At 68.4% G+C, this 25,993-nt stretch carries 29 protein-coding genes; 7 read left to right on the top strand and 22 right to left on the bottom strand.

Annotation, left to right across the window (positions count from 1 at the left end):
• Positions 1 to 30: 30 nt before the first annotated feature.
• The 18 genes from RI578_RS09315 to RI578_RS09230 form a co-directional block, all read right to left on the bottom strand.
• Positions 31 to 723, bottom strand: coding sequence for an AAA family ATPase (locus RI578_RS09315; RefSeq protein WP_310870673.1), 693 nt, complete (start codon positions 721 to 723; stop codon positions 31 to 33).
• Entirely contained in the window at positions 720 to 1,799 is a 1,080-nt protein-coding gene (locus RI578_RS09310; RefSeq protein ID WP_310870672.1) for a hypothetical protein, read from the bottom strand. The genes RI578_RS09315 and RI578_RS09310 overlap by 4 nt, the downstream gene beginning before the upstream one ends.
• Complete coding sequence (locus RI578_RS09305; protein WP_053931050.1) at positions 1,796 to 2,623, bottom strand: hypothetical protein; 828 nt, start codon at positions 2,621 to 2,623, stop codon at positions 1,796 to 1,798. The genes RI578_RS09310 and RI578_RS09305 overlap by 4 nt, the downstream gene beginning before the upstream one ends.
• Positions 2,620 to 3,249, bottom strand: coding sequence for a GTP cyclohydrolase I FolE (gene folE / locus RI578_RS09300; protein ID WP_310870671.1), 630 nt, complete (start codon positions 3,247 to 3,249; stop codon positions 2,620 to 2,622). The genes RI578_RS09305 and folE overlap by 4 nt, the downstream gene beginning before the upstream one ends.
• A gap of 55 nt (positions 3,250 to 3,304) precedes the next feature.
• Complete coding sequence (locus RI578_RS09295; protein ID WP_310870670.1) at positions 3,305 to 4,051, bottom strand: 7-carboxy-7-deazaguanine synthase QueE; 747 nt, start codon at positions 4,049 to 4,051, stop codon at positions 3,305 to 3,307.
• Positions 4,048 to 4,407 carry a 6-carboxytetrahydropterin synthase gene (locus RI578_RS09290; protein WP_310870669.1) on the bottom strand — a complete coding sequence of 120 codons (360 nt, stop codon included), beginning with the start codon at positions 4,405 to 4,407 and terminating at the stop codon, positions 4,048 to 4,050. The genes RI578_RS09295 and RI578_RS09290 overlap by 4 nt, the downstream gene beginning before the upstream one ends.
• A gap of 107 nt (positions 4,408 to 4,514) precedes the next feature.
• On the bottom strand, positions 4,515 to 4,985 hold the full coding sequence (locus RI578_RS09285; RefSeq protein ID WP_310870668.1) for a DUF6082 family protein: 471 nt from the start codon (positions 4,983 to 4,985) through the stop codon (positions 4,515 to 4,517).
• Positions 4,986 to 5,058: 73 nt separating this feature from the next.
• Positions 5,059 to 5,634 carry a DUF6624 domain-containing protein gene (locus RI578_RS09280; protein WP_310870667.1) on the bottom strand — a complete coding sequence of 192 codons (576 nt, stop codon included), beginning with the start codon at positions 5,632 to 5,634 and terminating at the stop codon, positions 5,059 to 5,061.
• Positions 5,631 to 6,203: a hypothetical protein gene (locus RI578_RS09275; protein WP_310870666.1), complete on the bottom strand. Its 573-nt coding sequence runs from the start codon at positions 6,201 to 6,203 to the stop codon at positions 5,631 to 5,633. The genes RI578_RS09280 and RI578_RS09275 overlap by 4 nt, the downstream gene beginning before the upstream one ends.
• 74 nt (positions 6,204 to 6,277) lie before the next feature.
• Positions 6,278 to 6,769, bottom strand: coding sequence for a DNA-binding protein (locus tag RI578_RS09270; protein WP_053931056.1), 492 nt, complete (start codon positions 6,767 to 6,769; stop codon positions 6,278 to 6,280).
• Positions 6,770 to 6,897: 128 nt separating this feature from the next.
• On the bottom strand, positions 6,898 to 8,151 hold the full coding sequence (locus RI578_RS09265; protein ID WP_310870665.1) for an acyl-CoA dehydrogenase: 1,254 nt from the start codon (positions 8,149 to 8,151) through the stop codon (positions 6,898 to 6,900).
• Positions 8,152 to 8,237: 86 nt separating this feature from the next.
• A complete protein-coding gene (locus RI578_RS09260; protein ID WP_310870664.1) occupies positions 8,238 to 8,879 on the bottom strand; it encodes a GAF domain-containing protein in 642 nt (213 codons plus the stop codon).
• Positions 8,879 to 9,508: an ATP/GTP-binding protein gene (locus RI578_RS09255; RefSeq protein WP_310870663.1), complete on the bottom strand. Its 630-nt coding sequence runs from the start codon at positions 9,506 to 9,508 to the stop codon at positions 8,879 to 8,881. Before RI578_RS09255 ends, RI578_RS09260 begins: the two co-directional genes overlap by 1 nt.
• Before the next feature lie 52 nt (positions 9,509 to 9,560).
• Positions 9,561 to 9,971: a DUF742 domain-containing protein gene (locus tag RI578_RS09250; RefSeq protein WP_053931060.1), complete on the bottom strand. Its 411-nt coding sequence runs from the start codon at positions 9,969 to 9,971 to the stop codon at positions 9,561 to 9,563.
• The gene (locus tag RI578_RS09245) at positions 9,968 to 10,483 is read right to left on the bottom strand and encodes a roadblock/LC7 domain-containing protein (protein ID WP_053931061.1); all 516 of its coding nucleotides are present in this window, start codon (positions 10,481 to 10,483) and stop codon (positions 9,968 to 9,970) included. The genes RI578_RS09250 and RI578_RS09245 overlap by 4 nt, the downstream gene beginning before the upstream one ends.
• A 75-nt stretch (positions 10,484 to 10,558) precedes the next feature.
• Positions 10,559 to 12,076 (bottom strand): sensor histidine kinase KdpD, encoded by a 1,518-nt coding sequence (locus RI578_RS09240; protein WP_107441061.1) that lies wholly within the window; start codon positions 12,074 to 12,076, stop codon positions 10,559 to 10,561.
• A gap of 28 nt (positions 12,077 to 12,104) precedes the next feature.
• Positions 12,105 to 14,006: a glycoside hydrolase family 15 protein gene (locus tag RI578_RS09235; RefSeq protein ID WP_310870662.1), complete on the bottom strand. Its 1,902-nt coding sequence runs from the start codon at positions 14,004 to 14,006 to the stop codon at positions 12,105 to 12,107.
• 233 nt (positions 14,007 to 14,239) lie between these two features.
• A complete protein-coding gene (locus RI578_RS09230; RefSeq protein ID WP_310870661.1) occupies positions 14,240 to 14,734 on the bottom strand; it encodes a DUF6415 family natural product biosynthesis protein in 495 nt (164 codons plus the stop codon).
• A 189-nt stretch (positions 14,735 to 14,923) separates the two neighbouring features.
• Here RI578_RS09230 and RI578_RS09225 point away from each other — a divergent pair, with 189 nt between their 5' ends.
• Entirely contained in the window at positions 14,924 to 16,312 is a 1,389-nt protein-coding gene (locus RI578_RS09225; RefSeq protein ID WP_199831623.1) for a Tat pathway signal protein, read from the top strand.
• Between the two features lie 72 nt (positions 16,313 to 16,384).
• Positions 16,385 to 16,867 (top strand): SAM-dependent methyltransferase, encoded by a 483-nt coding sequence (locus tag RI578_RS09220; RefSeq protein WP_053931063.1) that lies wholly within the window; start codon positions 16,385 to 16,387, stop codon positions 16,865 to 16,867.
• 47 nt (positions 16,868 to 16,914) lie between these two features.
• Here RI578_RS09220 and RI578_RS09215 read toward each other — a convergent pair whose 3' ends face one another.
• Complete coding sequence (locus tag RI578_RS09215; RefSeq protein ID WP_310870660.1) at positions 16,915 to 17,352, bottom strand: ATP-binding protein; 438 nt, start codon at positions 17,350 to 17,352, stop codon at positions 16,915 to 16,917.
• 212 nt (positions 17,353 to 17,564) lie between these two features.
• Between RI578_RS09215 and RI578_RS09210 the strand changes: the two genes are divergently transcribed.
• The 4 genes from RI578_RS09210 (at position 17,565) to RI578_RS09195 (ending at position 22,291) form a co-directional block, all read left to right on the top strand.
• Positions 17,565 to 18,347, top strand: coding sequence for an aminotransferase class IV family protein (locus RI578_RS09210; RefSeq protein WP_179831254.1), 783 nt, complete (start codon positions 17,565 to 17,567; stop codon positions 18,345 to 18,347).
• A 13-nt stretch (positions 18,348 to 18,360) separates the two neighbouring features.
• The gene (locus tag RI578_RS09205; RefSeq protein ID WP_310870659.1) at positions 18,361 to 19,278 is read left to right on the top strand and encodes an SUMF1/EgtB/PvdO family nonheme iron enzyme; all 918 of its coding nucleotides are present in this window, start codon (positions 18,361 to 18,363) and stop codon (positions 19,276 to 19,278) included.
• 1,614 nt (positions 19,279 to 20,892) lie between these two features.
• Complete coding sequence (locus tag RI578_RS09200; RefSeq protein ID WP_310870658.1) at positions 20,893 to 21,114, top strand: helix-turn-helix domain-containing protein; 222 nt, start codon at positions 20,893 to 20,895, stop codon at positions 21,112 to 21,114.
• A 40-nt stretch (positions 21,115 to 21,154) separates the two neighbouring features.
• Complete coding sequence (locus tag RI578_RS09195) at positions 21,155 to 22,291, top strand: site-specific integrase (protein ID WP_053931066.1); 1,137 nt, start codon at positions 21,155 to 21,157, stop codon at positions 22,289 to 22,291.
• Positions 22,292 to 22,706: 415 nt separating this feature from the next.
• On the opposite strand, the gene RI578_RS09190 is transcribed toward RI578_RS09195, so the two are convergent.
• The 3 genes from RI578_RS09190 to RI578_RS09180 all read right to left on the bottom strand — a co-directional run bounded on the left by RI578_RS09190 (position 22,707) and on the right by RI578_RS09180 (position 25,099).
• On the bottom strand, positions 22,707 to 23,606 hold the full coding sequence (locus tag RI578_RS09190; RefSeq protein WP_399059754.1) for a GNAT family N-acetyltransferase: 900 nt from the start codon (positions 23,604 to 23,606) through the stop codon (positions 22,707 to 22,709).
• 32 nt (positions 23,607 to 23,638) lie between these two features.
• Complete coding sequence (locus RI578_RS09185) at positions 23,639 to 24,175, bottom strand: TetR/AcrR family transcriptional regulator (RefSeq protein WP_310870657.1); 537 nt, start codon at positions 24,173 to 24,175, stop codon at positions 23,639 to 23,641.
• Positions 24,176 to 24,496: 321 nt separating this feature from the next.
• Positions 24,497 to 25,099 carry a helix-turn-helix domain-containing protein gene (locus tag RI578_RS09180; RefSeq protein ID WP_310870656.1) on the bottom strand — a complete coding sequence of 201 codons (603 nt, stop codon included), beginning with the start codon at positions 25,097 to 25,099 and terminating at the stop codon, positions 24,497 to 24,499.
• Between RI578_RS09180 and RI578_RS09175 the strand changes: the two genes are divergently transcribed.
• Entirely contained in the window at positions 25,080 to 25,898 is an 819-nt protein-coding gene (locus RI578_RS09175) for an SDR family oxidoreductase (RefSeq protein ID WP_310870655.1), read from the top strand. The two genes, RI578_RS09180 and RI578_RS09175, sit on opposite strands and share 20 nt — an antisense overlap.
• Positions 25,899 to 25,993: the final 95 nt, after the last annotated feature.

Below are 25,993 nucleotides of genomic sequence, written 5' to 3'. Positions count from 1 at the left end.
GTTCCTTGTCGATCGGGGCGGGAGGGCCGGTCAGACGGTCAGGTGCAGACGGTCGGCCAGGGCAGCGGCAGCGGCCTTGAAGACCTGGTCGCGGTCCAACTGGGCGACGTCCAGCGTCAGCCAGGTACCTCGCTGCGCCTGTTCGCGCATCTGGTCCAAGACGGTGTCCTGGTAGCGGATGAAGTCCTCGTCACCGCCGCCGGCGTGGCCGGCCTCCAGGGAAGTGAACGAGCCCTTGCGGACGAGTGCCTCGCGGGCACCGATGTTCAGGAAGAACACCAGGTCCGGCTGCGTCAGATGCGCGAAGACGTGCTCGCACAGGCCGGGGGAGACCTCGGGGTTGACCGCGTACCGGGCGAGGATCTTGTGGTGCGCGTTGTCGAGGACCACGTGAGTGCCCGCGGCGAGGGCCGGCTGGATGACGAGCCGGTCCTGCAGGGTGTACCAGGAGGCCAGGGCCAGCAGCCAGTAGTGGTCCCCGCATGCCTGGGCAACGCGGGCGTCGCGCCGGTAGACCAGCTCGTTGAGGCGGTCGAGGTAGGCGGACAGCTCCGGGTCCTGGAGGACGTCGGTGCTGTGCTTGCCGATGAGGACTGCCGTGTGGCCAGCGTCGTTGAGGGCCTGGTGCAGGCGGGCAGCGAGGGTGGACTTGCCGGCCCCGTCACCGCCGACGAAGGTGATCAACTTCCCGGCTGCGGGGGTGGTCGGCGGGTTCGCCGTCATCGGGATTCTCCCAGGGTGTGGGTCGGGCCGGAGGTCAGGCGGCCGGTGATGATGGTGCGGATGCGGTCCACCAGGACGGCGCGCTGGCGCAGGACGTCGCTGTGACGCTCATTGGACAGGTCGGCGGGAAAGTGGGTGGCGAGGTTGTTGGAAATGACGTGGAGGTAGCCGAACCTGACCCCCGCCTGGCGCGCCGCCGCCCCCATGGGGCCGATCTCCGGGTCGACGAAGGCATACGAGGCGGTGTGCTGGAGAAGCCAGTCGCGGTTCTCCAGCAGGATCGACGGGGAGGAGACGTGCAGGCCGCTGCGCACCCCTTCGCGGGCGGCGGCGTAGTCGCCGAAGAAGTCGTCCCAGCTCACCATCGCCCCGCGTACCAGGCTGGTGTTACCGGTCGCCAGCCAGACGTTCGGTTCGACGCCCGGGGTCAGCGAGCCGACCTTGCCGACGTAGACAACATCGCCTGCGCCGAGTTCGGCAAGCCGGGCGACGACCCGTCCGGCCACGTCTCCCCAGATGCTGTGGAGGAACCCGAGGTAGACCACACGACGGCCGGCGACCTCGGTGCGCCGCCACGCGTAGCCGGGCCCCCGAGTCCAGACTCCGTTCTCGGGAGCGAGGTACTGAAGGCCCCAGCCCACGACCACCAGATCGCCGTCCAGTTCCAGGTCAAGCGCGTTGAGCGCCGTTCGGCACTCCTCCTGCGCGGGCGGCTGATAGGTGACGGTGTCGGCCGAGCGGCCGGTCATGGCCAGGTACGTGGAGATGATCAGGGCGTAGTGCTGGACGTAGTCGGCTCCAGGGAACGCCTTGACGACGAGGTCACGGCCGTGGACCTCCGCGGTGGGCCGCTCGATGTTGAACAGCTTCCCGGTCTTCTCGTACCGGGAGACCACCGCCGTGCGGTCGTAGCCGCCGATGACGCGGATGCTGTCCCAGTTCTGGTCCTGGATGAGGTGGTGGACCTTGATCTCCAGATAGCGCAGCAGCCTCGCGTGGGTCATGGTGTGCCCGGCCGGCTCGATCGGGGCGGCGCGCAGGAGCCCGGGGGCGGGGTCGGCCAGTAAGGGGCTCATCGGTGCTCCTCGGCGATCGTCACGGTGCTGCCGGCCGCCGCGCGGACGACGGAGATGTTCTTCCGAATGAGGCCGAACCGGTCCTCGGGGATCGGGCCGAGCTTCTCGATCCGGGGCGTGGAGGGCTTCTCGTAAGGCCCTTCGGGCAGCAGGGCGACGCCCATCGCGCCGAGGATGACCGGGGCCGCGCCGTCCACGGAGGAGATCCACTCGTGCTCGCGCTGCTCGATCAGCTCCAGGTGGCCGGTCCGGCCCAGACCGAGCAGCCGGTAGACGAGCAGATCGTCGACAAGGCCGTGGTCCTGCAGGTAGGCGGTCGCCAACCAGCGGGTGCGGCACAGCTGCTCGTCGGGATCCGGACGACGCGAGGCCGGCAGGGCGATGGCCCCGGCCCAGTCGCTGGCCACGAAGGCGTCGTAGGTGCGCAGCCACTCGTCATCGTCCCCGGCGTGCAACACCGCGCACAGCCGGAATGCATCGCCGGACAGCTCCCGGATCTCGCGCGCGGCCTTCTCGCTCGCCTTCAAGGTCGCGGCCCCGTCCCGCATGACGTCCGGCAGGATGATCTCCCTCGCGGACACCGCCAGCGCGGCTTCGACGAGGCTTTCCGCCGGCAGGGCGTAGCCGAGGTCGAAGAGCCCGTTGTCGACGATGATCTCGGCGCCACGCTCGGCCTCGCGAGTGAAGAAGCCCCGGTAGATCTCGTCGGACAGCACGCGCTGGGCGGCGACGTGGTGGACGCGGGCGGGCTCCTGGGTGACGAAGTGCTTCAGGTAGGCAGGCGGAGCGATGACGGAAAAGTCGATGCCGGTGCTGGCGATCACCGCGCCCCCCACAGGCCGGTGGTGAGGGTGAGGAACTGTTGGGAAAGGACGAGGTCGGTACCGAAGCGCCCGCCCGAGTGCACAGTGGTGGTGCGGGCCTCCTCCATCCGGACGCCCCGCATGCTCATGCACAGGTGCATGCCGCGCACGGCGACGGCGACGTCCTCGTGTCCGATCACGTCGCCCAGGTATTCGGCGACCTGGCGGGTGAAGCGTTCCTGGACCTGCAGTCGGCCGGCGAAGTGCTGGGAGATCCGCCCGAACTTCGACAGGCCCACCACCTCACCGTCCGGCACGTATCCGGCCGTGACCTGCAAGTTCATGGGCAGCATGTGGTGCTCGCAGAGCGACCACACGCTCATGCCGCCCACGATGACCAGCTGACCGCCCAACTGGGACTCGGTGAAGCAGGTGGCCGTTGCGGCGCCGTCCGGGGACAGGAAGGCGTTCCACCAGGCCGCTACGCGGTCCGGAGTGCCGGTCAGCCCCTCGCGGGCGGGGTCCTCGCCCAGCTCGACCAAGAGCTGGTGGATCAGGCCGGCGACCCGGCCGGTGTCGATGGCCGCAGTGGGCCCGGGGGCGGCGGCGGGCGGCACCACAGCCGGGCTGGCGATAGAGGTCGTCATGGGCGTCTCTCGTTTCCGGGGACTGGGGAACGGATGGGCATGGTGGCGCGTGCGGTCAGCGGCCTCGGGCGTCCGCGAAGGCCAACACGTGTAGCCGGGTGGTGAAGTGCCAGTGCCGGGCCGCGACCGCGTCCGCGAGGACCCGAGTGGTCGCGGTGATCGCCTCGGGGGTGGTGCCCTCCGGCATTACCCACACCGGTGCGAGCCGGTGGGCGTCGGCCAGTTCAGCGATCCGGTCGAGGTCGGCCACCGTGGAAGCGACGAACTTGAATGCCGACCGCCCGGAGGCCACGAACGCCTCCAGCGCGGCGGGCACGATGCTCTTGGTCTCCTCCACGCCGAAGCTGGCGAGCTTGGGCGAGACGTTGAACCGGATCCCGTCGGCCATCAGCTCGGGAGCGGGCGCGATGGTGCCGTTCGTCTCGAACTCGACCCGCTTGCCGACTGCTGTCAGCCCCCGCACGAGAGGCACCAGCCGCGCCTGTTGGATCAACGGCTCGCCGCCGGTGATCACGACCAGCTCGACCGGCGAGGACTCCGCCCAGGCCACCAGGTCCGCCACGGAGCGCTTCGTCGACTCTTTGCGCGGATCGAACCTAGACCAGTCCCAGGTGTACTTCGTGTCGCATTTCGAGCAGGTGAGGTTGCACCGGGACAGGCGGATGAACAGCGCCGGGTGTCCGCAGCTCGGCCCCTCGCCCTGGAAGGTCGGCACCTCGACGCCGAAGCATGCCGCGACGATCAGGCGGGATTCGCCTTCTGCAGCCGCCGGTTCGTCGGTGATCGTCTCGGATGCGGTCACTGTCGCTCCACATCGAAGCGGGCCCAGCTGCTCTGGGTCTCGCGGACCAGAACGGCGACCAGGCGGCCGGGGATGGCGGACTGAAGATTCTGGACGAACCACCCGGCCAGGAACTGGGCCAGTCGCTCCGAGGTCGGCTCGAAGGGAAGAATCTCGTGCAGGTTGTGATGGTCGAGTTCGGTGTTCAGGAACTCTTTGAACGGGGCGAGAGCCCCGAAGTCCGTGACGAAGCCGGGCTCCTCCAGCGAGGGCGCGGTGAGGATGACCTCGACCTCGTAGCTGTGCCCGTGCTGGCGCGAGCACTTGTGCTCGCCCGGCAGCCCGGGAAGCCGGTGACCAGCCTCGAAGCTGAACATCTTTCCGATGGTGAAATCGCCGGACGGGAGCGGGACGGCACTGAAGTCCATTAGTTTCCTTCGCGAGTTGAGGGCGAGGCTGCCTCGGGCAGGACGAAGCAGTCCCTTCACGAGACGGCTGCGGGGTGTTCCTGCTTATGGGCTTGCGCGGCCCGGTTCAGGGCGGCCGTGAACCGCTCGGCGCGCTCGTCGCCGTCAGCCTCCTGGGCGCGGAGGTCTCCGAAACGGGCCCAGTACCGCCTGCAGACGTCGCTGCTCATGATCATCGAGGCGAAGAACGGCAGGTGCCCGTCGCGGACAAAGCCGAGGCGGTCGCGGAGGCTGAGGATGCAGATCAGCTGGTTGGCCTTGAGTAGGTGCATGTACTCCTGGACGTCCATGCCCTCGGGCGCCCAGAGCTTGGCGAGGTCGGGGTTGGTGGACATCTGTGCCAGCCAGTCGAGCTGGTTGCGTGCGACGACCGCTTCGTTCCGCTCGGTCTGGTGCCGCGAGTCCTGCCGGAGCCGAGCGGCTCCGACCGTGGCGGTGGTGAGGGAGACGGCAGCGCCAGCGGCGAGGACGGCGGTGCAGAGCTTCATACCTCAACAGTCCTTTCAGGTACGAGGGATCGGTGGGTGCGTCGGATCGGCGGAGCGGGCGGGGCTCGCTGGGTCATGCGACCGCCGCGAGCACGACGGCCGAGGAGTCGCCGGCCTGGTGATCCTGCGCGAACCGGCGACGCACCGTTTCCAGGGCCATGGCGATCGGTGACAGTCCGACGGTGGCCCTTCGCTGGTCCAAGGAATCGAGCGCGCGCACCGGGCACAGCTCAACACCTGTCGTCGCAACAACCTGCTGAGTCCCGAACTCCTGGGGGCGACCGCTGTTGACCAGGGTGCGGTCGTAGAGGTGGGCCCAGTGCTGGACGCGCGCGTCGCCGTCCTGGACTGCGCGCTCCAGCAGGATGGTGGCCGCCCGTTGGAAATCAGCGTCGTCGTCGGCGTGAAGAGCCAGGCTCCAGGCGGCACGTGCCGCGTCGGGGCCGACGAGGCGGTGGCCGGGCCAGTCGTGTTCGGCCAGAACGCGGCGCAGCACCTTGGTGTCGGCGTGGTCGGCGTGACGGTCTTGGCCGAGTTGGACAGCGTCGAGCTGGTTGCGCAAGCGCTTGGCTCTGCGCGCTGCCGCCTTCATAGCTCGGTCGCTGAGTTCGCGTGCGAGGTCCGGTCGCAGCGGTTCGGCGGCCGTCACGCGATGCTCCGGCTGTCTGCGGAGGACTGCGGTTCGTGGACCCTGCAGGCGATGAGCGCGCTCAGTCCAGAACGCTGCTCGGCAAGAAGTTCGAGGCGAGCGACCCGCTCCTCGTGCTGTCCGGTCCCCGATCCTCGTACGTCCCAGCCCATGTCGGTGAGTCGGCGAAGAAAGGGGGCGATCGGATCAACGTCGAGGGGCTGGCGGGCCAGTGCCTCGGCGCGCACGAGGGGCAGGTCGAGTCGTGCGGCTAAGTCGGAGGCCCACAGGGTGATCAGGTGGATGGTGTCGTCGGAGTTGTCAGGCAGGGTGTGGATGCAGCTCAGGAAGAGACACGGGCCCTGACCCCATGCGAGGTCGGGCGCTCGCCGCGGGATCATGCAGGCCAGCAGCACACCGTCCTCGAACAGTCCGGCCGGCTTCGACTGAGGATCGCGGAACAGGGCTGGGACATCGGCTCGGGCGGGTACCGGCAGGCCGCGCATGGTGAGCCAGCTCTGACGGTCCTGGACGAGCGCGGCGGCCTCGTCCCGCTCGGCGTCCGTGCACAGAGTCCGCGTCTCGTACACGGCTGATAACTCTGATGCGTGCTGGTGCGGTGATGGGGGAGACGGCTCGGTGGGCGGTGTGAAGGGAGACGTGTTCACTTCGCTGCTCCGCTCTCCACCGTGCCGGTCGGCTTGGTGCCCAGTAGGTGCCAGGCGTGGGCCAGGACGACGAGCTGGGTGACGTCGGCGGCGCCCGTCTCGTCGAGCAGTTCGTTGAGTGCGGACCGGAGATCGGCGGGGGCGATCTTGGCGGCGAGGGCGATGTCGCGGGGGGAGCTGAGTTCAGCGACCGCCGTCAGCAGCAGCTGCTTCTCCGCGTTGAGCTCAGGCGTTGACCGGTCCGTCTTGGGCTGGGCTACCTGCTCGGTCGCCAACAGGCGATGCACGAGCACGTGCGGCTTGCAGCGAGGCGGGCAGTGGACGCTCACCCGGATGTCGCGGACGTACTGGCGGACCGTGTGGGGCGACAGTCCCGTCCTCGTGGTGATCTCTTGGGTGGTGAGACCGTCCACGAGATGCTGGGCGACGCGCTGGTGGGTCGGCTTCAGCGGTGTGATCGGTGCGCTGGTCGTCGTGGACAGGGTCACGGGTGTCTCTTTCTCGGCTGGGTGGACGGTTTCCGGAAGGGGTGCCGCCGACCCCCGCAGGGGACGGGGCCGGTGGCACGGGCCCGCGCGCGGCGGTCGGGATTCACGGGGGTGCCGCGCGCGGGGGCTCATGCGGCGGTGGGATCGGGTTGCGCCCAGGCGGCGTCGGCAGCGAGGCGTTCGGACCACTGGATGTGGTCTTCGTCGAAGGCGGCGTCGGAAAGGCGTATTCGCTGGACCTCGCCTGTTCCGGCCGGCGGGTGGGTGTGCTGGATGTCGCGCCACAGGCGCTGGAGGAGGTACTCGCGGTCGAGGGCGTGGGCACCGTGCAGTTCCATGGCGTCCTGGGCAGACGTCATGGCCCACTGGTGGCCCAGGTACTTCGCGTTGATCAGGTCGGCGTCGCAGGACAGGCCCTGATCGAGGAGGTGCACGGCCTGGTAGGCCAGGATGCGTGCAGCGCGCAGGCGGGCCTCCATGTCGCCGACTCGGTCCCGCAAGACCGGCAGATCGGACAGGGCGCCCCGGTAGCGGGGCCGGCCCTTGAGGTAGGAGGTCGTGGTAGCCGCGACCGCCTCGTGGATGCCCAGGCTGACGGCGGCCAAATTGGGGCGGCCGTACAGGATGCTGCTGCTCTGGGCCACGTTCAGTCCTTGGCCGAGCTCTCCGATCATGTTGTCGACGGGGACGCGGACGTGGTCGAGGTCGAGGCGGCCGGCGGAGAAGCCGTGCAGGCCGAGGCCGGGGCGGTGGGCAGGGACGGAGAGCCCGTGGCGGTCGGATTCGACCATGAACGCGGTCAGCGCCTGTGAGGTGCGCACGCCCGCCTCGGCGGTCCGGGCGAGCACGAGGTGGGCTCCCGCGAGATGGCTGTTGCCGATATGGATCTTGCTGCCGGTGATCAGCCAGTGGTTGCCGGCCTTCTCGGCGGTCGTCTCGATGCCGCCGATGTGCCCGCCGGCGGTCGGTTCGGTCACCGCGATCGACAGGAGCAGCGAACCGTCCGCCACCCCCGGCAGCCAGCGGCCTTTCTGCTCATAGGTGGCGAAGTGCAGCAGGGCGCCGACGGGGATCAGGGTGGCCTGCAGGATGGCTGCGGCAGCCGCAGAGACGCAGGCGATGCGGTGGATCAGGACCGTCTTGGCCACATGGCCGGCGCCCAGCCCGCCGAAGGCGGACGGGACGGTGACGGCGAACCAGCCCCGCGCGGCCATCAGATCGGCGACCTTGCGCTCCACCATGCCCGGAGCGGCTTCCATCCGTACGACGCGCGGCGCGACGTGCTCGGCCGCGAAGGCGTCCGCCTCGTTCCACAGCAGTTCGTGGCGGGCGGTGAGATAAGGACGCAGCGCCGGAGGCGGTTTGGCTGGTGTGGCATGCATGGTCGTCTCCCTCTCCCTGGATGAAGTCGCGCGGTGGAGCGGCCGGGTGTCGCTTGCGGCTCCCGGGTGGGGGTGGTGGAACGGGTCTAGCGGACGGGCGCGGGGGCGATGCGGTCCATCACCTGCGTGCCGGCGGTGATGACGATGTCTCTGAGCCGTCGGGCCTCGCTCAGGGGCCGCTTCTCGGGGTCGATGACGCAGACCGTGCCCAGCACGGTGCCGCTCTCGTGGATGAGCGGTGCGCCGAAGTAGGAGCGGATGCCGACCGCGTCGACCACGTGGTTGCCGCTGAACCGGGGGCTGGCGTGCACGTCGTGCAGCGGGAGGGCCTTCTTGCGGGCCACGACCTCCGGGCACCAGCCGTGGTCGTGGCTCATGGTGCGGCCGACGATCACGTACCCGCTGTCCGCGGGCGGCTGGTGCAGTCCGACGAAGGTCTGCTCCTCCAGGAACAGATTGACGAACCCGTACAGGAACCCGGCTGTCTCAGCCATGTCACGGGCCAGCTCATCAAAGTCCGCGCTGGCAGTCGTCGACACGCCCAGACGCTCCAGCAGCTCGTAGCGCTGCGCCAGTTCGGTCGCCTGCTGGACCTGCGGGCGGGTGATGGCAGCACCGGCTGGGATTGACAGTCCGTGGGCGCCGTCGTGCATGCCGCGTTGCGGCAGAGACAGCGCCGACGGGGCGGCTCGGGGCCCGAGGCGGGGGTCGTTGGGCTGATACGACATCAGGCGTCCTGGAAGGTGGTGGCGGATATGGGGTGAGGGGGGCGCGCTGGTGTGTTCTGCACTGCGTGGCCGACGAGGGTCAGCAGGACGCCGGCGACGTGGCTCGGATTGCGGGCGTCCCACGAGGTGGCCCTCGCGCCCTCCGCCCGGTGGGGCGAAACGTCGGTGACTACCGGTACGGAGGTGGGCAGGTCGAGGGCGGAGCGGACCTGTTCGGGGTGGTAGCGGTGGGCTCCGTCGAAGTGGTTCACGGCGACGACGAAGGGCAGGCCGATGTCCTCGAAGAAGCTGACGGGGGTGAAGCTGCTCTCCAGGCGGCGGGTGTCGACCAGGACAACCGCGCCGACGGCCCCGCGGGAGAGTTCGTACCAGAGGTCGACGAACCGGCCCTGGCCGGGCGTGCCGAACAGGAACAGCTCCAGTGGTACGGGCGCGTCGGGGAGGCTGAGGCGCCCAAAGTCGAAGGCGACCGTGGTGGTCTGCTTCGCCTCGATGCCGTCCAGGCTGTCCACGTCCGTGCTGGCCTCGGTCAGGTACTCCTCGGTGCTCAGCGGCGTGATCTCGCTAACCGCGCCCACGGCGGTGGTCTTGCCGGCGCCGAAGCCCCCGGCAATCACGATCTTCAGCACGGTCGGTGCACCGGCATGCGCGGGCGCCGAAGTCCGTAGGCGCACAGGCGGGTCATCCGGCCTGGCGGTAGGCGATGGCATCGGGGAACTTCCTTTTCAGGGCCACGGAGAGGGCCGCCAACAGGTGGGTGGTGGGACGTTCATCCGCGTCTGCGTCGGAGCCGTAGGCATCGGTGACGGAGATGACAAGGGCTTGGGAGTCCAGGAGATCCGAGATGAGGACCTTGACGGCGGTGACGGGGCGGCCGAGGCGTCCCGCCAGCTCGGTCACCGAACGTCGGTGCTCCCGGCACAGGGCGAGGATCTCCTCGCATTCCTCGGCTTGACCCAGGCCGAGCCGTCCGGGGCCGGCGTCCAGCACGGTGTCCAGGCCCAGCAGGTGCCGCGGCCTGGTGCGCCCGCGCGTCAGCGTGTAGGTCCGCACGAACGTCGAGTCCTCGGCCGCATCGCCGTGGGTGCTCACCGGGACTCATCACCTGTTCCGACGCGGACGGGGATCTGCATGTAGGGGGCGAACCTCTTCACCAGGCGCCCCATCTCGAAGCCGACGGGGCCTGCGTCGGCGTCCGGGGCAGCGATGACGGCGAGGACCGTGTCCACCTCCCCGCGCTCTTGGCCGGGGTGGTCTTTGAAGGCCGCGCTGCGGCCGGCGCTCTGGACGAAGAACAGGCAGTCGTCGCGTTCGATGATGACCTGCCTGGCCGGCCGCTTCTGGTGGGTGGGACCGGTGGCGTTCGACGCGAGGGAGGCCACTCCGCTGAGCGCGGCCGACAGTTCGTCCGCCCAGTCCTTGTCGACATCGCTGTCCAGGAGCCGCAGCGCGTCCCGCGAGAACAGGACGGCGTGCGTGACGCCCGGGACGTCGGCGGCGAACTGCCGCAGCAGCCAGGCCATGTCATCCCGCTGATGGCTCGCAGTCGCCTTGGCTGCGGGCGCGACGCCATTCGTCGGGTTCATTTCAGGGTGGGTGCTCATGAGGATCGCTCCAGAAGGGGGGAAGGGCGGCGGACATGTCCGGGCCACCGGGAACGGGCAGGGGACGGGCGATGGTCAGGGCCTGGGCGGCTCTGCCGGGGTGGGAGGAGAACCGGCGGCCCCGCCGGCCTCTATGCCTGTGCGGAAGGCGGCTGCGAGCCCTGGCGTCGCCGCGGTAGCGGGGGCTTGCTCCCGCTCACGCGGTGGAGGGAAGGAACCGGCTTGCCGCGAACGCCGGGGAAGGTCGGGCGCTGGACCAGCTTGCCCCGCCCTGTCGGCTCCCGGCCGGCCTACGGCGGGCGGGTGCTGGACCTGCCCTGCAGGAGCAGCCGTCGCTGCGGCAGCCCGCCGTGGCGGGAGCGTGGAGGGGCGTGTTTCCCGGCGTCTAGCGCCCGCGTCACCCACGGGAGAAATCGCTACGAGGAGCCGGGCCGGAATGACGACCAGAGCGGTGGTGCCTCCCGTCACGTTCTCCTGCAGGAGAACGGACAGGCCGTGTGACTGGGCGATCTTCGCGGCAACTAGCAGGCCGAGCTGTCCGTCTCGCACCTGACCGCTGACATCGACCTCATCGGGGGCCTTGAGCAGATGATTCATCTGTGCGCGGGCCTGCGGGTGCATGGGGATGGCCCTGTCCTCGACCTCGACCGCCAGCCCGTTCGGCACCCGTTGCGCCCGCACCATCACCTTCGTCGCCGGGTCGGAGCACTGGCAGGCGTTCTCGATCAGCTCGGCCAGCAGGTGGGTCAGGTCAGGACCCACGTGTCCGGGAAGCCCCAGCTCGCTCCCCACGGAACCGGCCGCGACCACCACGCGCGGGTACTGCACCACCTCGGAGATCGCACCGCGCAATGTGGTCGTGACGGGCACCGGCTGGCGCACGCTGCGCAGGGACTGCCCGCCCAGCACCGCGGTGCTCTCCACCTGACGTCGCATCCGCGTCACGAGGTGGTCGATCTCGAAGATCTTCGCGAGCAGTTCCGGGTCGTCGGTCAGCATCTCCAGCTGAGTCAGTGCTTCCAGGGCTTTCCCGACCAGGGCGTGCTCCCGCGTGGCCAGGCGGCGCAGTACTTCCAGAAGGACGACGGACTGGGACTCGTCGTGCACGCGTATCAGCGAGGCGACGGCCTGCACCTGCAGTGCACTCAGCGCGTTGTCGATCTCTGCGGTCGCACTGGCCGGCTGCGGCATCTGCATGTCCGGCAGGGGCGGTCGTGCCCCTCGGCACAGTTCGTCCGCCGACCACGCCACCGACTTCTCGACGGCCGCCGCCGCTCCCGTTACAACGGTCAGCACCGCCGTGCGTCGTTCCTCTGCGGCTGTCTGCACGGCGTCGGCGGCCGTCCGCGCTCCGCGGGCCGCTACCAGTGCGACCCCGGTCAGCCCGCAGACCAGGCCGACCAGGATCCAGCCGAGAGCCACCGCGGCCGTCGACCAGGCGGCGAAGGCGACGCCCAGCAGGCCCGAAAGAAGCAGCAGGGGCAGCACCACGGCACGACGGACGCGGTGCACCGTGAAGGCATCGGCCCGTGGCGACCGCCGTCGGCGGTGGCCGGTCGCGGCCGACCGTGTCGGGAACGCGCTGTCAGACATGAGAATCCTCGTCAGTGGAAAGGGGCGGCTAGGCGTGCTGCGACATCAGGGCCTTGCGGTTCTGTAGCGACCCGAGTGAGGGGGAACGGCGCGCCGGAACCGACACCGCGCCTCGGTGAGGAGAGGACTGTGCCGCCAGCTGCTCCAGGAGCAGGGCACTTTGGATCAGGCCCATGTGGCTGAACGCCTGCGGGAAGTTACCGAGTTGGCGCTGCTGGATGGGGTCGTACTCCTCGGCGAGGAGGCCGAGGTCGTTGCGCAGCGTGAGAAGGCGTTCGAACAGGGCGTGGGCCTCATCCATGCGGCCGGTCAGGGCCAGGGCATCCACGAGCCAGAAAGAGCAGAGGATGAAGGTGCCCTCATTGCCCGTCAGACCGTCCACTCCGGCGTGGTTGCCGATTGTCGGGTACCGGCGCACGAGCCCGTCCGGCGTGGACAGCTCCCGGCGTACGGCGTCCACGGTGCCGATGACGCGGGGGTCGTCGGGAGGAAGGAAGCCGACCCTGGGGATCAACAGCGTGGCGGCGTCCAACTCCAGCGAGCCGTAGGACTGGGTGAAGGTGTTGCGCACCGGGTCGAACCCCTCGGTGCAGACCTGGCGGTGAATCGTCTCGCGCAACTCGACCAGGGGGCCTGGATCCAGCGCGAGGGCGCCGGCCTCGGCCAGGCGGATGGTGCGGTCGATGGCCACCCAGGCCATCACCTTGGAGTGCACGAAGTGCCGGCGTGCCCCGCGGATCTCCCAGATTCCCTCGTCGGGTTCCTGCCAGCGCTGGGCCAGGTGCTCGATGAGCCGCTGGTGCAGGACCGCGGTGTCGGCGCAGTGGGCGACACCGCTCTGGTGGGCGAGGTAGAGGGTCTCGATCAACTCGCCGTACACGTCGAGTTGCAGCTGGTCCGCCGCCCCGTTCCCGACCCGCACCGGAGCTGATTCCTCGTACCCTGGGAGCCAGGGCAGCTCCCGCTCCCGCAGATCACGTTCGCCGGTGATCCTGTACATGATCTGCAGGTTTTCCGGATCGCCGGCCACCGCACGCAACAGCCAACGCCGCCACGCATGGGCCTCCTGCCTGTAGCCGGTTCCCAGCAGCGCGGCGAGAGTGTTGGAGGCGTCGCGCAGCCAAGTGAAGCGGTAGTCCCAGTTCCGTCCGCCGCCGATCTCCTCGGGCAGCGATGTGGTCGGCGCCGCGACGATCCCGCCGCTCGGCGCATACGTCATCGCCTTCAGCGCGATCGCGGAACGGATCACGGCCTCGCGGTAGGGCCCGTCGTAGGTGCACTCCTGTACCCAGTCTTGCCAGAAGGCGAGTGTTTCGGCGAGCGCGGCCTCCGGATCGGGAAGATCGGGTGCCGCTGTATGGGAGGGGCACCAGCTGAGCACGAATGCCACGCTCTGCCCCGCGGTGATGGCGAAGGTACTGGCAATGACGCCGTCCTTCTCGACCTGCTGGATGCCGGTGTCGAGCCACAGAGCGTCCGCGCCGGCCTCGGCGACCATGCGGCCCCCGACCTCGTGGATCCACGGACTGACACTGCCGTACCCCGGCCGCGGACGCAGGGCCGAGACCATCTCCACCTCGCCTGTCACACCCTCGACGATCCGGATTACCTGCGCCGCCCCGTTGCGCGGCGGCATGAAGTCCAGCACCCGAACCGACCCGGTAGGCGTACGCCACAGCGATTCGAGGACAAGCGAGTCATCCCGGTACCGGCGCTCGGCGACTGCTCCCGTGTCGGATTGCCCGGCAGAAGGGGCAGGGGCGATCTGCCAGGATCCGTGTTTCTGTGTGCCGAGCAGCGCCGCGAGCAGTGCCGACGAGTCGAAGCGGGGCAGGCACAACCAGTCGATCGAACCGTCGTCGCAGACGTGGGCACTGGTCTGCATGTCGCCGATCAGGCCGTACTGCTCGATACGGGGAAGGCGAATCATCGTGTGGATCTCCGTAGACCCCGCGAACCCGGGGATGGCATAGGGGCCGCGGCAGCGGCCGGGAAGGGTAGATGGGGAGGGACTCGGTGGTTACCTGTGCGGGGGAGTTCGGTTCTGCCCCAACGCGGAGTCCTCGTCCTGGGGAGCGGCCCGGCCGGTTGCTCGGCCACCGCGGAGAATCAGACAGGCCATCGGGCCGAGAACTACCGCGATCAGAATTGCCCCGGTGGCGGTCATGCCCGGGGCACCGACGCGGCCAGAGCCAAGAGGGCGAACGCGATAGCGAAGACCGAGCCGCGCAGCACATTGAGCTGGGGCCTCCACCAACGCCGTCTCCGCATGGGCTTCGCGGGGACAACTCCGTGAGCTTGTACGGTCGCAACGAGTGCCTGAGTGGCCTCGGCCAGCTTGACCAGATGAACACTGCTCGGCATGTACCCGTCGGGGACGCCTGCCGAAGCGAGCTGCTGCGCGCCGCGTAGTGTTGCGGCTCCCGGCGGCACGACGGCCCCGAGCTGTCCGATGTGACCGCGAAGGCGCCGTGCAAGCTCCTCCACGTCGCCAGCCCTCTGCGGCAGCGGGGACTCATCGTCCAGCACGAGCGCCACCGTCTCTGCTGCAGCCACCGCTTGATCCCGCTGGACATCGGCCGATCCCAGGGTGAGGTTGGCCAGTTCGCCTCGACCATCGCTGTGACGGGTCTGATGCAGGAACAGCGAGGGGCGCATGACACAACTCCTGTGTGGATCAAGCCAAGTTAAGTGGGGTTCGCCTTGGAGTGCCGACGACTGAGGTGCATAGTGAGTGACCCGGCCGCTACGTTGAGCGAACCCTGAATCGCCGCCGAGGGGTATGCCTGCACGGCTGCCAAGGCCGCCAAAGGCGCCAAAGATCATTTCGAGACCGAGGGGCAGTCCATGGCCCGTGAGCGAAATCTCGCCTTCTCCGCCCTTCTGCGCGAAGCGGGCTGGTCCCAGCCTCAAGCGGCCGCTGCAGTTGCCCGCGTGGCTGCGGAGAGTGGCGTACGGGAGCTGGAGGCCATCTCCCGTTCGCATATCTCCATGTGGGTCCTGGGTACGAAGCCCAGCGGGATAGCGCGGCATATCCTGCGCGAGACGCTTTCCCGCAGGCTCGGCCGCCGCCTCACCTTGGCTGACCTCGGGCTGGAGGAAGTGCCGACAGGTACGGCCGACAGTGGTTCCGACTGGAGCGTCGACCCTCTGACTGTGCTGGCTGAGCTGGGAAGCGACGATCTGGACATGCACCGACGCAAGCTGCTGGCGACCTCCGCGTACTCCGCCGCCGGCCTGGCCCTGCCCACCGCCTCGTGGTGGGCAGCCGCCCCTGCCGCAGCAGCCAGACGCACGGCAGTCTCTCCCCGACTGGTGGCCCAGGCCGACATCGACGACGTCCGCGACCTCACGAACTTCTACTCCGCGCGAGACCAGCAGCGCGGAGGCGCCTCCGGGCGCTCGGCGCTGGCCGGCCACCTCCGCGACGAAGCAGTCCCCCTGCTTGGCAGCCGATTCCGCACGGAACAGAGCCGCCGGGACACGTACTCCGCTGTCGCGGAGATGACCTACCTCGCCGGCTGGATGGCGTTCGACGCCTCCGAGCACCGAACAGCCCAGCGCTACCTCACCCTTGCCACCCGCATTGCGGCAGAAGCCGGGGACGGACCACTTGCCGGTCACATTCTGCGAGCCCTCGCCCATCAGGCAGTGGACCTCGGGCACCCACGCAAAGCGCTCGCCCTGGCCGAAGCCTCCATGTCCCGCGACCGTTACGGCCAGGCCAGCCAGCGGGAGAAAGCTCTGCTCGCGATCGTTCACGCACGAGCGCTCGCGGCCGACGGCAACCGGTCTGGCACCCTTGCGGCCATCAGTCGCGCGGAGCGGGACCTCGCCCGCGCGGACAACGACGGTGCGCCCGGCCGCGTGGACTTCTTCCAGGAAGCCTCCCTCGCCCACGAGACGGCTTGCGCCCTGCGCGACCTGGGTCAGCCAGTCGACGCGGAGATCCACTTTCAGCGCAGCGTTGCCACTCGCCGCCGCCAGCAATACGCCCGCACCCACAGCGTGACCCTCGGCTACCTCGGCGCCGTCCAGGTTCAGCAGGGCCACCTCGACGAGGCATGCACTACCTGGGGGCAAGCCCTCGATGCCATGGCGGGCGTCCTGTCGGGCCGCGTCCGCGACGTCATCGTCCGGATGCAGAGCGACCTCTCGCCCGTTCGGCAACGCGGAGGTCGCCACGTTGCCGAATTGGACCATCGGGCACGGGAGATGCTGCGGGTCATAGGCTGACCGCGGATCAGGCCCGTTGCTTCGCGTAACGGCTACAGGATGCGTAAGTTCTGAATGAGAGGAACGACCCTGATGGCGACGTACGAGGTCGAGTCGATCGCAACGGTGGTCGGGGGCCACACCCGCGTTCAGGACGACTATCAGGGCGGGATCGAATCGGTCATCAGGCTCAACGACGCGTACCCCCTCGAAACATTGCAGGGCATCGAGGAGTTCTCCCACCTGACGGTGACGTGGCGCTTCCACATGGCGCGGCCGGAAGACGTCCAGCTGCACGCGCGTAGCCCGCGGGGAAATCCGAGGTGGCCGGCGACGGGTACGTTCGTCCACCGCAACCATCGGAGGCCCAACCAGCTGGCGACCAGCTACCCGCGGTTGCTGAAAGTGAAGGGCCGGGATCTCCTGGTGACGGATCTTGACGCCGTCGACGGGACACCGATCATCGACCTGGCGCCGTACTTCGAGGAGATGGGACCGCGATGTGAAGTCCGTCAGCCGACTTGGCCGGGCGAGATGCTCTCCACGTACTGGCTTGCCGCCTCCGAACGTCCGTAGCTCGACTTCCTGTAACGCCGCGATGGTGGTGCTCGCAGGGGCAGTCATCAGGGCCTGCCCACAAGGATAGGAAACGTGCACCACGTCGTCCGGCCGTCCGCGCTGGCTCCCCAATCCCCGGAGAGGGCCTTAACGAGGACCAAGCCCCGCCCCGAAGTGGCATCAGTATTGGCCGAACGCATGGTCGCCGACACTGAGCTGCCGTCCTGGACCTCGACGAGGATCTCGGTGTCGCGGCATCGGACGCGCAGTGACAGGTCTCCAGAGCCGTGCATCACACCGTTAGTGACCAGCTCGGAGACACAAAGCACCACGCCCTCAGCCAAGGGGCCGGCGACCTCCCATAGCCGCAGGAAGACGCTGCTGGTGTGACGCGCGCGGCCAACGTTGATCGGTTCCGGGGCGAAGCATGACTCGAAGGCGGCGTACCCGGGGCGTGGTACCGACCGCGTCGTGACCGGTGCGAGAGCTGTTGCGACCGTCATCGGGCTCCTCCCGGATGGAATGGCGTGGTGAACGTGTGGCTGAGGCGCCAAGCGCGCGGCACGAGGCGCCATGCCGATGGCGAGGCGTATTCGCGCAGTAACCAGCGAACACCTCGCAGTGAAGGCTTGGGAATGACTTACAGATGACGTTGACCCGTCAGTAACCAGATTTGGGTGCCGCCTGAGGGCATGGTCCTGACATGCTTGGCTGCATGGTGACTCTCGATGGAAAGCCCGTATCTGTAGATGACTTGCTTCCCCTGGCACTCACGAACGTCGGGCACTTCACGTCCATGCGTGTCGATTCCGACGGCAGCGTCCGTGGCTTGACGCTGCACCTGGAACGCCTTGCGCGGGACTGCGAGATCGTGTGGCACGCGGCTCTGAAGACCGACCGCGTGCGCGAGTACGTCCGTCAGGCTCTGGAGGGGCAGACCCGCCCGTGCGTCGTGCGTGTCACGATCTATGACCCGAAGGTCGAGATGGGCCACCCGGCCCACGCCAACGAGCCGCACGTTCTCGTGTCCGTACGCGGTGCCGGCGCCCTTCCTCCGGCGCCCTTGCGCGCCCAGAGCCTGGTGTACGAGCGTGACCTGCCCCAGGTGAAGCACATCGGTCTCTTCGGCGCCTTGCACGCCCGGGGCTCGGCTCAGCGAGCAAACTTCGACGATGCCCTATTCGTCGGCTGTGACGGGTTCGTCTCCGAGGGCGGCACCTGGAACGTGGCCTTCGTCGACCAAGAGGGCACTGTCGTGTGGCCAGATGCCCCCGTGCTGCCCGGCGTCACCATGGCTCTGCTCCAGCAGCATGCGAAACACCGCATCTCCACTGTCACCCTGGACCAGGCCAAGGGCATGGCCGCGGCGTTCGCCACGAACACGTCGATCGGCGTGCGCCCTTTGGCCGCGATCGACGACACCGAGTTCTCCGTGGAGCACCCTGTCTTGAGGCAGCTCCAGGAGGCGTACCTGTCGATCGCCGGCGAGACCCTGTAGGGAAGCAAGCGTTATGGCGCGGGTTACCAGGTGGACCGGCCGTGAAGCCGAATTGCTGCGCACGGCCATGCGGAAGAAGCAGAAGGAGTTCGCCGAGCTAGTAGGCGTGAACCCTCGTCAGGTCCCCCGGTGGAAACGCCGGGGCGAGACCATCGAACTCGAACTCGACAACCAGACGTCCCTCGATACGCTTCTGACTCAGGCCACGCCCGACGTTCAGCAACGGTTCGCCGCGCTCATGACCGAACGTGCGGCCGTTGAGCACGACGAACGGGCCGAGGAACTCCTGCGACGGGACCCAAGCACTCGCCGGCATCCGATCGACGGGAAGGTCATGGCCCTCGTCGAGGAGGGCATTTATCTCTCCGGCCCTGACAACCGCTCGGTGTGGCTGGAACCGTTTCTCATCGACGTCTACCCGACGACCAATGAGGACTACTCGCGCTTCGTGTTGGCCACCAAGCACCGGAGGCCCCAGCACTGGCCAGACGGCCATTGCCCCGTCACCCTGGCCACCCACCCCGTGGTGTGGGTGACGTGGCACGATGCGGCCGCTTACGCCCGTTGGGCTGGCAAGCTCCTTCCAACCGCCCGGCAGTGGGAGAAGGCGGCTCGCGGACCGCGTGGTCGCGTCTACCCCTGGGGCAATGAGCCGACAGCCGCGAAGGCGAACACGGCCGAAGCGGGCATTGACGCGACAACCCCTGTCTCCCGCTACCAGTCCGGCGCCAGCCCATTCGGCATCTTCGACATGTGCGGCAACGTCTGGGAATGGTGCTCCACCGAGGAAGAGCTCGGCAGCGGGCGGTACCACCTGAAAGGCTCCGCGTTCACGTCTCCGGTCGAACGGGCAGCGCCGTCCCTGCTGAACACTGCCGCAGCGTCGATGAAGGACAACGACACCGGCTTCCGCTGCGCCACGCCCGCGTAATTCGGTCACCGTGACGGACCAGTCGATCCGATGGCGGCGGTCGTGAGCTAGGGCACCGACCATCAGCGCGCCGTCGGCGTCAGAGGATGACGAGGCCCCGTTTCTCTTGCTGCGGTTGCCGGTCATCAGCTGGCCGCCAATCTCAGATCGCACCATGTGGTGGCGCCACCGTCGTCAACACCCCAGGAGCCTCGCCCCTCTTCGGCGAGTAACTGCACAAGAACAAGGGGAGTGGCTGCCGAATGCCATCCCGCGGCTGCGAGAGGGCTTCTTCGAGGGCGGCCCCTGTCCACTACCGACGGGGGACTGCGGTACGCAGGGCGGCATCGGCCACGGCGTGGCTGCCGCCGCGCTGCATGAGTTCACCCATCTCATTGCGGATGGGTGAGCTGAACTATTTGGCCCCGTGTGAACCTCCTGGCGGGAGCGCCCAACTACCCGGAGGGCCTCGCAGGCTTGTGTCGACGAGACGGCTTCCGGACTGGCACCGAGACCGAGATCCTGGAGCGCGGCCGGCCGTGGAAGGTACAGCGATCGAGTTCTTTCTCTACGCCTCCCCGCAGGTCCCTAGGACCTCACGGATGGTCGCCGAACACCGCGCCGTCGCCCCGATCGCCGCTCGCCTACTTGAGTCCGTCAACGATCCCGCCGCCCAGCGGTTGCTGTGTCTCGAGCGAGGCGTGAACTGTGCGGCGACTGTCACACCGCTTGCTCGGTGCGTGCCGCCTACGACGAGACCGAATCCCTACTGCAGGTCGCATCGGCGGTGTTCGGACCGATAGCAGACCTGCTGCAAACGTGAGGATTAGTCGTCCCGCTGATGATGACCAGGCCCTGGTCGACGAGGTCGCGTAGGTGCTCCGCGCCGAAGGCGCCGACCTCCTCCCGCCAAGGTAGGCGGAGCCCTCACCGTGGCAGGCCCAAGGATGGATTCGCCCACGGCAGACGAGAAAGAGCCCCGAAGGACTGGAACCCTCCCCGGAGACCATGTCAACGTACAACCTCTCCCAGAAACAGACCAGGTCAGAGACGCTCCAAGCGGAGCGGGTGCTGGCGTCAGGCGCTGGCCCCCGCCCCTCTTCTCGCTCCATGGTCCCTAGCAAGGAGGCCCACCTGCTGAAAGCCGTACTTCGATCGGCCCGCGTCACTGCTCCGATCCTCCCAGCGCTTGGCGCCATGAACGTATGGACCGCCCAGACGAAAGCTGACTACGCCGCCCTGTCCACGGCCCCGTGCCTTGGCGTCTGCGCCGTCGGCCCTTTCGGCGAGGACCGAGTGCAGCGCGGGCATTGCCAAGACCTGGTGGGCGCGCACTTCGCGGCTGAGGCCCGCTGCATCAGCCGAGCCCCTGGTACCCCCGAACGCGTCGCGAACCGCAACCTAGGCCCTCCCACCGAGGGCGGCTGGTGGTCCTGGTCGAAGACCATATCCACCCCGCGCTCACGCTCTACAGGCTGACCTCTCAACTGTCGTGCGCGGGGCGGAATATAGCCCACGATCCCCGGTTACCGAAACCGGGGATTCTCCGGATCGTTTAGGGCGTCCTCACCGACTGCTTGGCGGTGGATCGAGTGCGGACTGGCCGTCGTCCTGCCCTATCCATCGGAGCCTGCCGTGTGTGAAAAATTGCTATCGATACAGAACGTTGCAGAAATTTTGGATGTCAGTCGACGCTCGGTGTATCGGTACATAGCTCTGGGCGAGCTTTCGGCTATCGATCTGCGCACGGGCACGGAACGCTCTCGTGTGAGGGTTAGCGGAAGTGACGTAAAGGCTCTCGTTGAGCGGCGCACTAGCTCGTCCGGTTCCTCTTCCTCCGCCTCTCAGGCAAGTTAGCCCCACGTGTCCAATTGCTAGATGAATCGAGAAAGGTGAGATGGCTTACCTGCGTAAACTTCCATCGGGGAAGTGGCAAGCGACCGTAAGGACGCCGGCGGGCGATCGGGATACGGAGACCTTTACGCTTAAGGACCAGGCGCGTGATTGGGCGGCTGGGAGAGAGGCTCAATTCCGGCGGGGTGTGCACCGGGATCCTCGTGCTGGAAAGATTAAGTTTCGCGAGTGGCATGACCGCTGGTGGGATGCGCGGATTGCCGAGCCTCATACGCTGCGTGGGGACGCTTCTGCCATGCGCAACCATGTCATGCCCTATTGGGCGGACTGGGAAATGCGGACCATAGGTCGCCTTGACGTGCAGACGTGGGTCCGCAAGCTGATGCTCGAGAAAAAGGGTTCATCGGCAATTCGGCGATCGTATAACTTGCTGCACTCGCTGATGCAGGCCGCAGTCGATGAGGACCTAATCCCAGTTACGCCATGCAGGCGCATAGACTTGCCGCCGGTAGTAGTAAAACCTCCGGAGTGGTTTACGCTCAATCAAGCCCAGGCGATTCTTGATGGGCTGTCACGACCATGGCAGACGATGGCCCTTTTGGGCTTCTATACCGGTCTCCGGTGGGGAGAATTGTCAGGGCTCCATGGTAAGAGGATTGACTGGCGTAGGTCGCGGCTATTCGTCGTCGAGGTCAATACGAAGTCGGGCATCAAGGAGTATCCGAAGACGGCAAAGAGTCGCCGAGAGGTTCCCCTGCCAGACCACGTGCTAGATGCCCTGGCACGTTACATGCATGGGAGGGATCGTGACGGTGTCGTCTTCACCACTGTCACTAAGGGGCGTGCCGGCCGATTGCTTGACGACGGAAATTGGCGGCGCCAGACGTGGTGGCCTGCCGTACGTGCGGCCTGCTATCTCGAAGCAGGTGGCAGGCGGCGAGCTGTCCCCGAGTATCCGCCGCACTCGATGCGTCACACATGCGCTTCGTGGCTTGTGCAAAAGGGGGTGTCCCTGTACGAGGTGCAGCACCTGTTGGGGCACGAGAGCTATCAGACCACTCAGCGCTACGCCCACCTCGCACCTGATGCGCACGAGGCGGTTCTCGGGGCGTGGACGCGGCTCGAATCGCAGCTCATAGTTCCCACGGGCGCTTCCCGCGCATTGGCTGGGGCGCAGTGATTGCAAGCCGGTCCCTTGATGCTTCGTATATTGTCAGCCCTGCCGGTTCGTTCCGAACCGGCAGGGCTTTTCATGTGGTCGTGGGGTGGGCGGGCCTACGTGTTTCGCTGGTCGATCAGGCCGCAGTGCGATACCCCCGCTGCCACGCATGGCCATGAAAGTGACGCACGTATGACGCACGGGGCCTATGGGCGCACGCGGGTTACGCCTCCTGACCTGCACGTTCCCTTGTGATCGACCCACTGCACATCTTCCCGATGACGCACCATGTGGAGTGCGTGGCGATCCTGGAGCCCGCGGGCAAGGGCGCCTGACCGTGCTGACCTGACCGTCGGCACGGGGACGAGGACTCCGCGCGGTGTGGGCGTCTCCTGCTGCACCCCGGCGGCGGCGCGAGTAGCTGGTATCAGCGCGGTCAGGAGCCGGGTGATTGAAGGTCGAGCTGGTACTCCAGGGCCTTGTGGGTGGGGGCGTATCCCAATGCGTCGTTGATGCGCCGCATGTGTGTGTTGCTGTCCGCCGTGTCGGTGACCAGGCCGGCGAGGTCGGGGTGGTTGGTGCGGGCCAGGCGGATCGACTCGGCCTTCATCCAGCGGCCCAGGCCGTGACCGCGGTGCTCGGGGAGGACGCCGGTGCCGTAGTGCGTTCCGTCGCCCTTGCCGTCACCCGGGACGACGAGTTCGGAGAAGCCGGCGATCGAGCCGTCGGACTCGTCGACGGCGACCACCGTGGTCAGCAGATCCCCTCGGTCGGCGATGGCCTGGGCAGCGGCCCGAACCCGCTCGGTGTCCCAGACGACCACGCCGTAGTCGGTGTCGTCCATCGGCATGTCGTCCATCGCGCGGCGCGACGCGGCGAATGTCTCGGCCAGTTCCCCGGGGACGGTGCCGCGCCAGGACGCGAGCCGGTAGCCGGGGTGTCGCCGCGCGGCGGCAGCCGCTATCGCGTCGGCCTCGGCGGCGCCCCACTCCTCCAGGGCGAGCCGGGCGTACGTCAGTGTGAGCACCTTGCGGAAGCCGCGTGCGGCGAGGAAGTGATCGCCGGGTGTGTCCGCGTCGGCCTGCGCGACGACCGACCGCCTTCCCGCCTCCCGCGCGGCGGCCACCGCTGTTTCGAGGAGACGCGTCCCGACGTGCCGACGCCGCTCCGTCCGGTGGACGTGCAGGTGCACCTCGGCCAGGTGCTCCTGGCCTTCTCGGGTGAACACCCGCAGGAACGCGTGTCCGAGCGGATCGCCGTCCTCCGCGCCGGCCAGCCAGGCGAGCCGGTAGCCGGACGAGGTGCGGTCGGGATCGGTGAGGGCGGTGATACGCATGGGCAGGCGTCCGTTCTGTCCGGGGCGGGTACTTACGTACTCCGAGGGCTCATGCCGTTGAAGACCGCGCGGAGAACGCGGTCGATGTAGTCGTGGGTCAGGGGCTCCTGTGTGACCAGCAGCCGGTAGTACAACGGGCCGGAGAGGAGCTCCATCGCGACGTCGAGGTCGAAGTCGGGGGCCAGTTGGCCTTGGTCCTTGGCGGCTCTCAGGCGGGCCAGGGTGTCGGCGGTCTGGGGTTTGACGAAGCGTTCGTGATGTGCGGCGGCGACCTTGGGATCGTGCTGTGCCTCGCCGATGAGGTCCTGGTAGAGCGGGCCCCAGGGGGGACGGCCCAGGAGGTCGCAGGCCCTGGTCATCACCGCGCGCAGGTCGGCGACGACGTCGCCGGTGTCGGCGTGGACCAGGCCCTGCGTGTCCGCGCTGAGGACCGCGTCGAGGAAGAGCATGCCCCGGGACGGCCAGCGCCGGTAGATGGTGTGTTTTCCGACTCCGGCACGGGCTGCGACCGCCTCGATGCTGAGCTTGGCGAATCCCGATTCTCTGGCCAGCTCCAGAGTGCTGTTCAAGATCGCTTCGGTCCGATCGGCGCGTCGGTCTGCCACACCGGGACCGTAACAGCACGGCACGGGCCGTGCCGCATGTTTTCGTCAGACGACGTACTTCACCGGACGCGTATCGCACGTCCAGGAAGAGGCGCGCGATGAAGAGCGCGGGAGTCGGACCGGCGCGGGTCTGGTTCATCACCGGGGCCGGCCGTGGCCTGGGCCGTGCGTTCGCTGAAGCGGCGCCGGCCGCCGGCGATCGGGTGTGAAGGCCCGCTGCGGAGGGCTGGGCCACGCCGTCGGGGAACCGTCTCCGTACGTCGCTGGCCGCGCCCGCAGCCGTTTTCAGGTGCGCGGTCCGGCGCCGTGCAGCAGGGTGTCGATGATGCGGGCGGCGAGGGTGTCGGTGTGGATGCCGGCGTCGTCCGGGTTGCCCTGCAGGGACTCCCCGAGGAGCGCGTAGTAGACCCGTCGTACCCAGTGGAGGTCGGCTGTCTCGTCGATGAGCCTGTCCGCCCGGGCGCGTTCCAGCACGGTGATGCACCGTCGGCCGATGTCCTGGTGGACGGCGGCCGCTTCGCTGTCGGGGTCGGCCGGCAGCCCCAGGGCGAATGCCCAGGCGCCCTTCACCTCGAGCACATTGGCCGTGATCCGGTGCAGTGCCACAAGGGGAGGGGCGGTGTCGGGCCGGCCGTCTTCCACGGCTTGGGCGAGCTGGCGGGCGGCGGACGAGGCCAGCGCCTCGACCAGTGCCTGCCGATGGGCGAACCGCCGGTGGATCGTCGTCCTGGCCACCCCCGCCGCGGTCGCGATCTGCTCCATCGACGCGCCGGGATCCGCGGAGAGTACGCGTTCGGCCGCCTCCAGGATGGCGCGCACACTGCGCTCCGCGTCCGCTCGCAACGGCCGTGCCGCTGTTTCATTTCCCGTGAACAGTGCAGCGCTCATCACTGGCGCCTCGTCCGGTCTCGGCGCTGAGTTCGCCGCGCAGCTCGCTGCCCGCGGGCACGATCTGGTCCTGGTGGCGCGCTCCGAGGACAGGCTCACGGCCCTCGCCGAGCGGCTGGTCGCGGAGTACGGCATCCGCGCCCACGTCCTGGTCCAGGACCTCGCCGAGCCCGATGCCGCCCGGCAGGTCGCCGGTCGGCTCGCGGCCCGTGGCCTGAGCGTCGACCTGCTGGTCAACAACGCCGGGTTCGCCACGTGCGGTCGCTTCGAGGACATCGCCGCGGACCGGGACCACGACCAGCTGATGGTCAACGTCGTCGCACTCGTCGACCTCACCCACGCCCTGCTACCCGGCATGCTGGAGCGCGGCACGGGCGCGGTCGTGAACGTCGCTTCCACCGCGGGCTTCCAGCCGTCCCCGTACTTCGCCGTCTACAGCGCGGCCAAGGGCTTCGTGCTGAACTTCGGGCTCGCCCTGCGCCAGGAGTACCGCAGGCGTGGCATCCGCGTGCTCACTCTGTGCCCCGGTCCGGTCGACACGCCCTTCTTCGATGCCATCGGCACCCGCAAGGCCGCCGTCAACGGCTCGATGACCACGCCGGAGCCGGTTGTGCGCGCCGCTCTGCGGGCACTCGACCGGGACCGCGGCTATGTCACCCCCGGACTCGGCAACGCCCTGGCCGCGCATCTGCTGCCGCGCCGGCCGCGCACCCTGGTCGCGGCCATCGCCGAGCGCGTCACCCGCAAGGTGCTCACCGCCTCGGACGCGGCCGCGCAGCCGAAGGAGTACGCGGCATGAGTTCATACGCGGCGTGAGTTCATGAGTTCCTCCGCCGTCCCGGCAGCGGGTGCCGTCGCCACGATGCTGCTCGACGTGCCGACGCGTTCTCGGGT

The organism is Streptomyces sp. BB1-1-1 (genome assembly GCF_031597775.1).
Taxonomy (GTDB): domain Bacteria; phylum Actinomycetota; class Actinomycetes; order Streptomycetales; family Streptomycetaceae; genus Streptomyces; species Streptomyces thinghirensis.
Note: the sequence above shows the minus strand (reverse complement) of the source record. Positions and strands in the feature narration are given on the sequence as shown.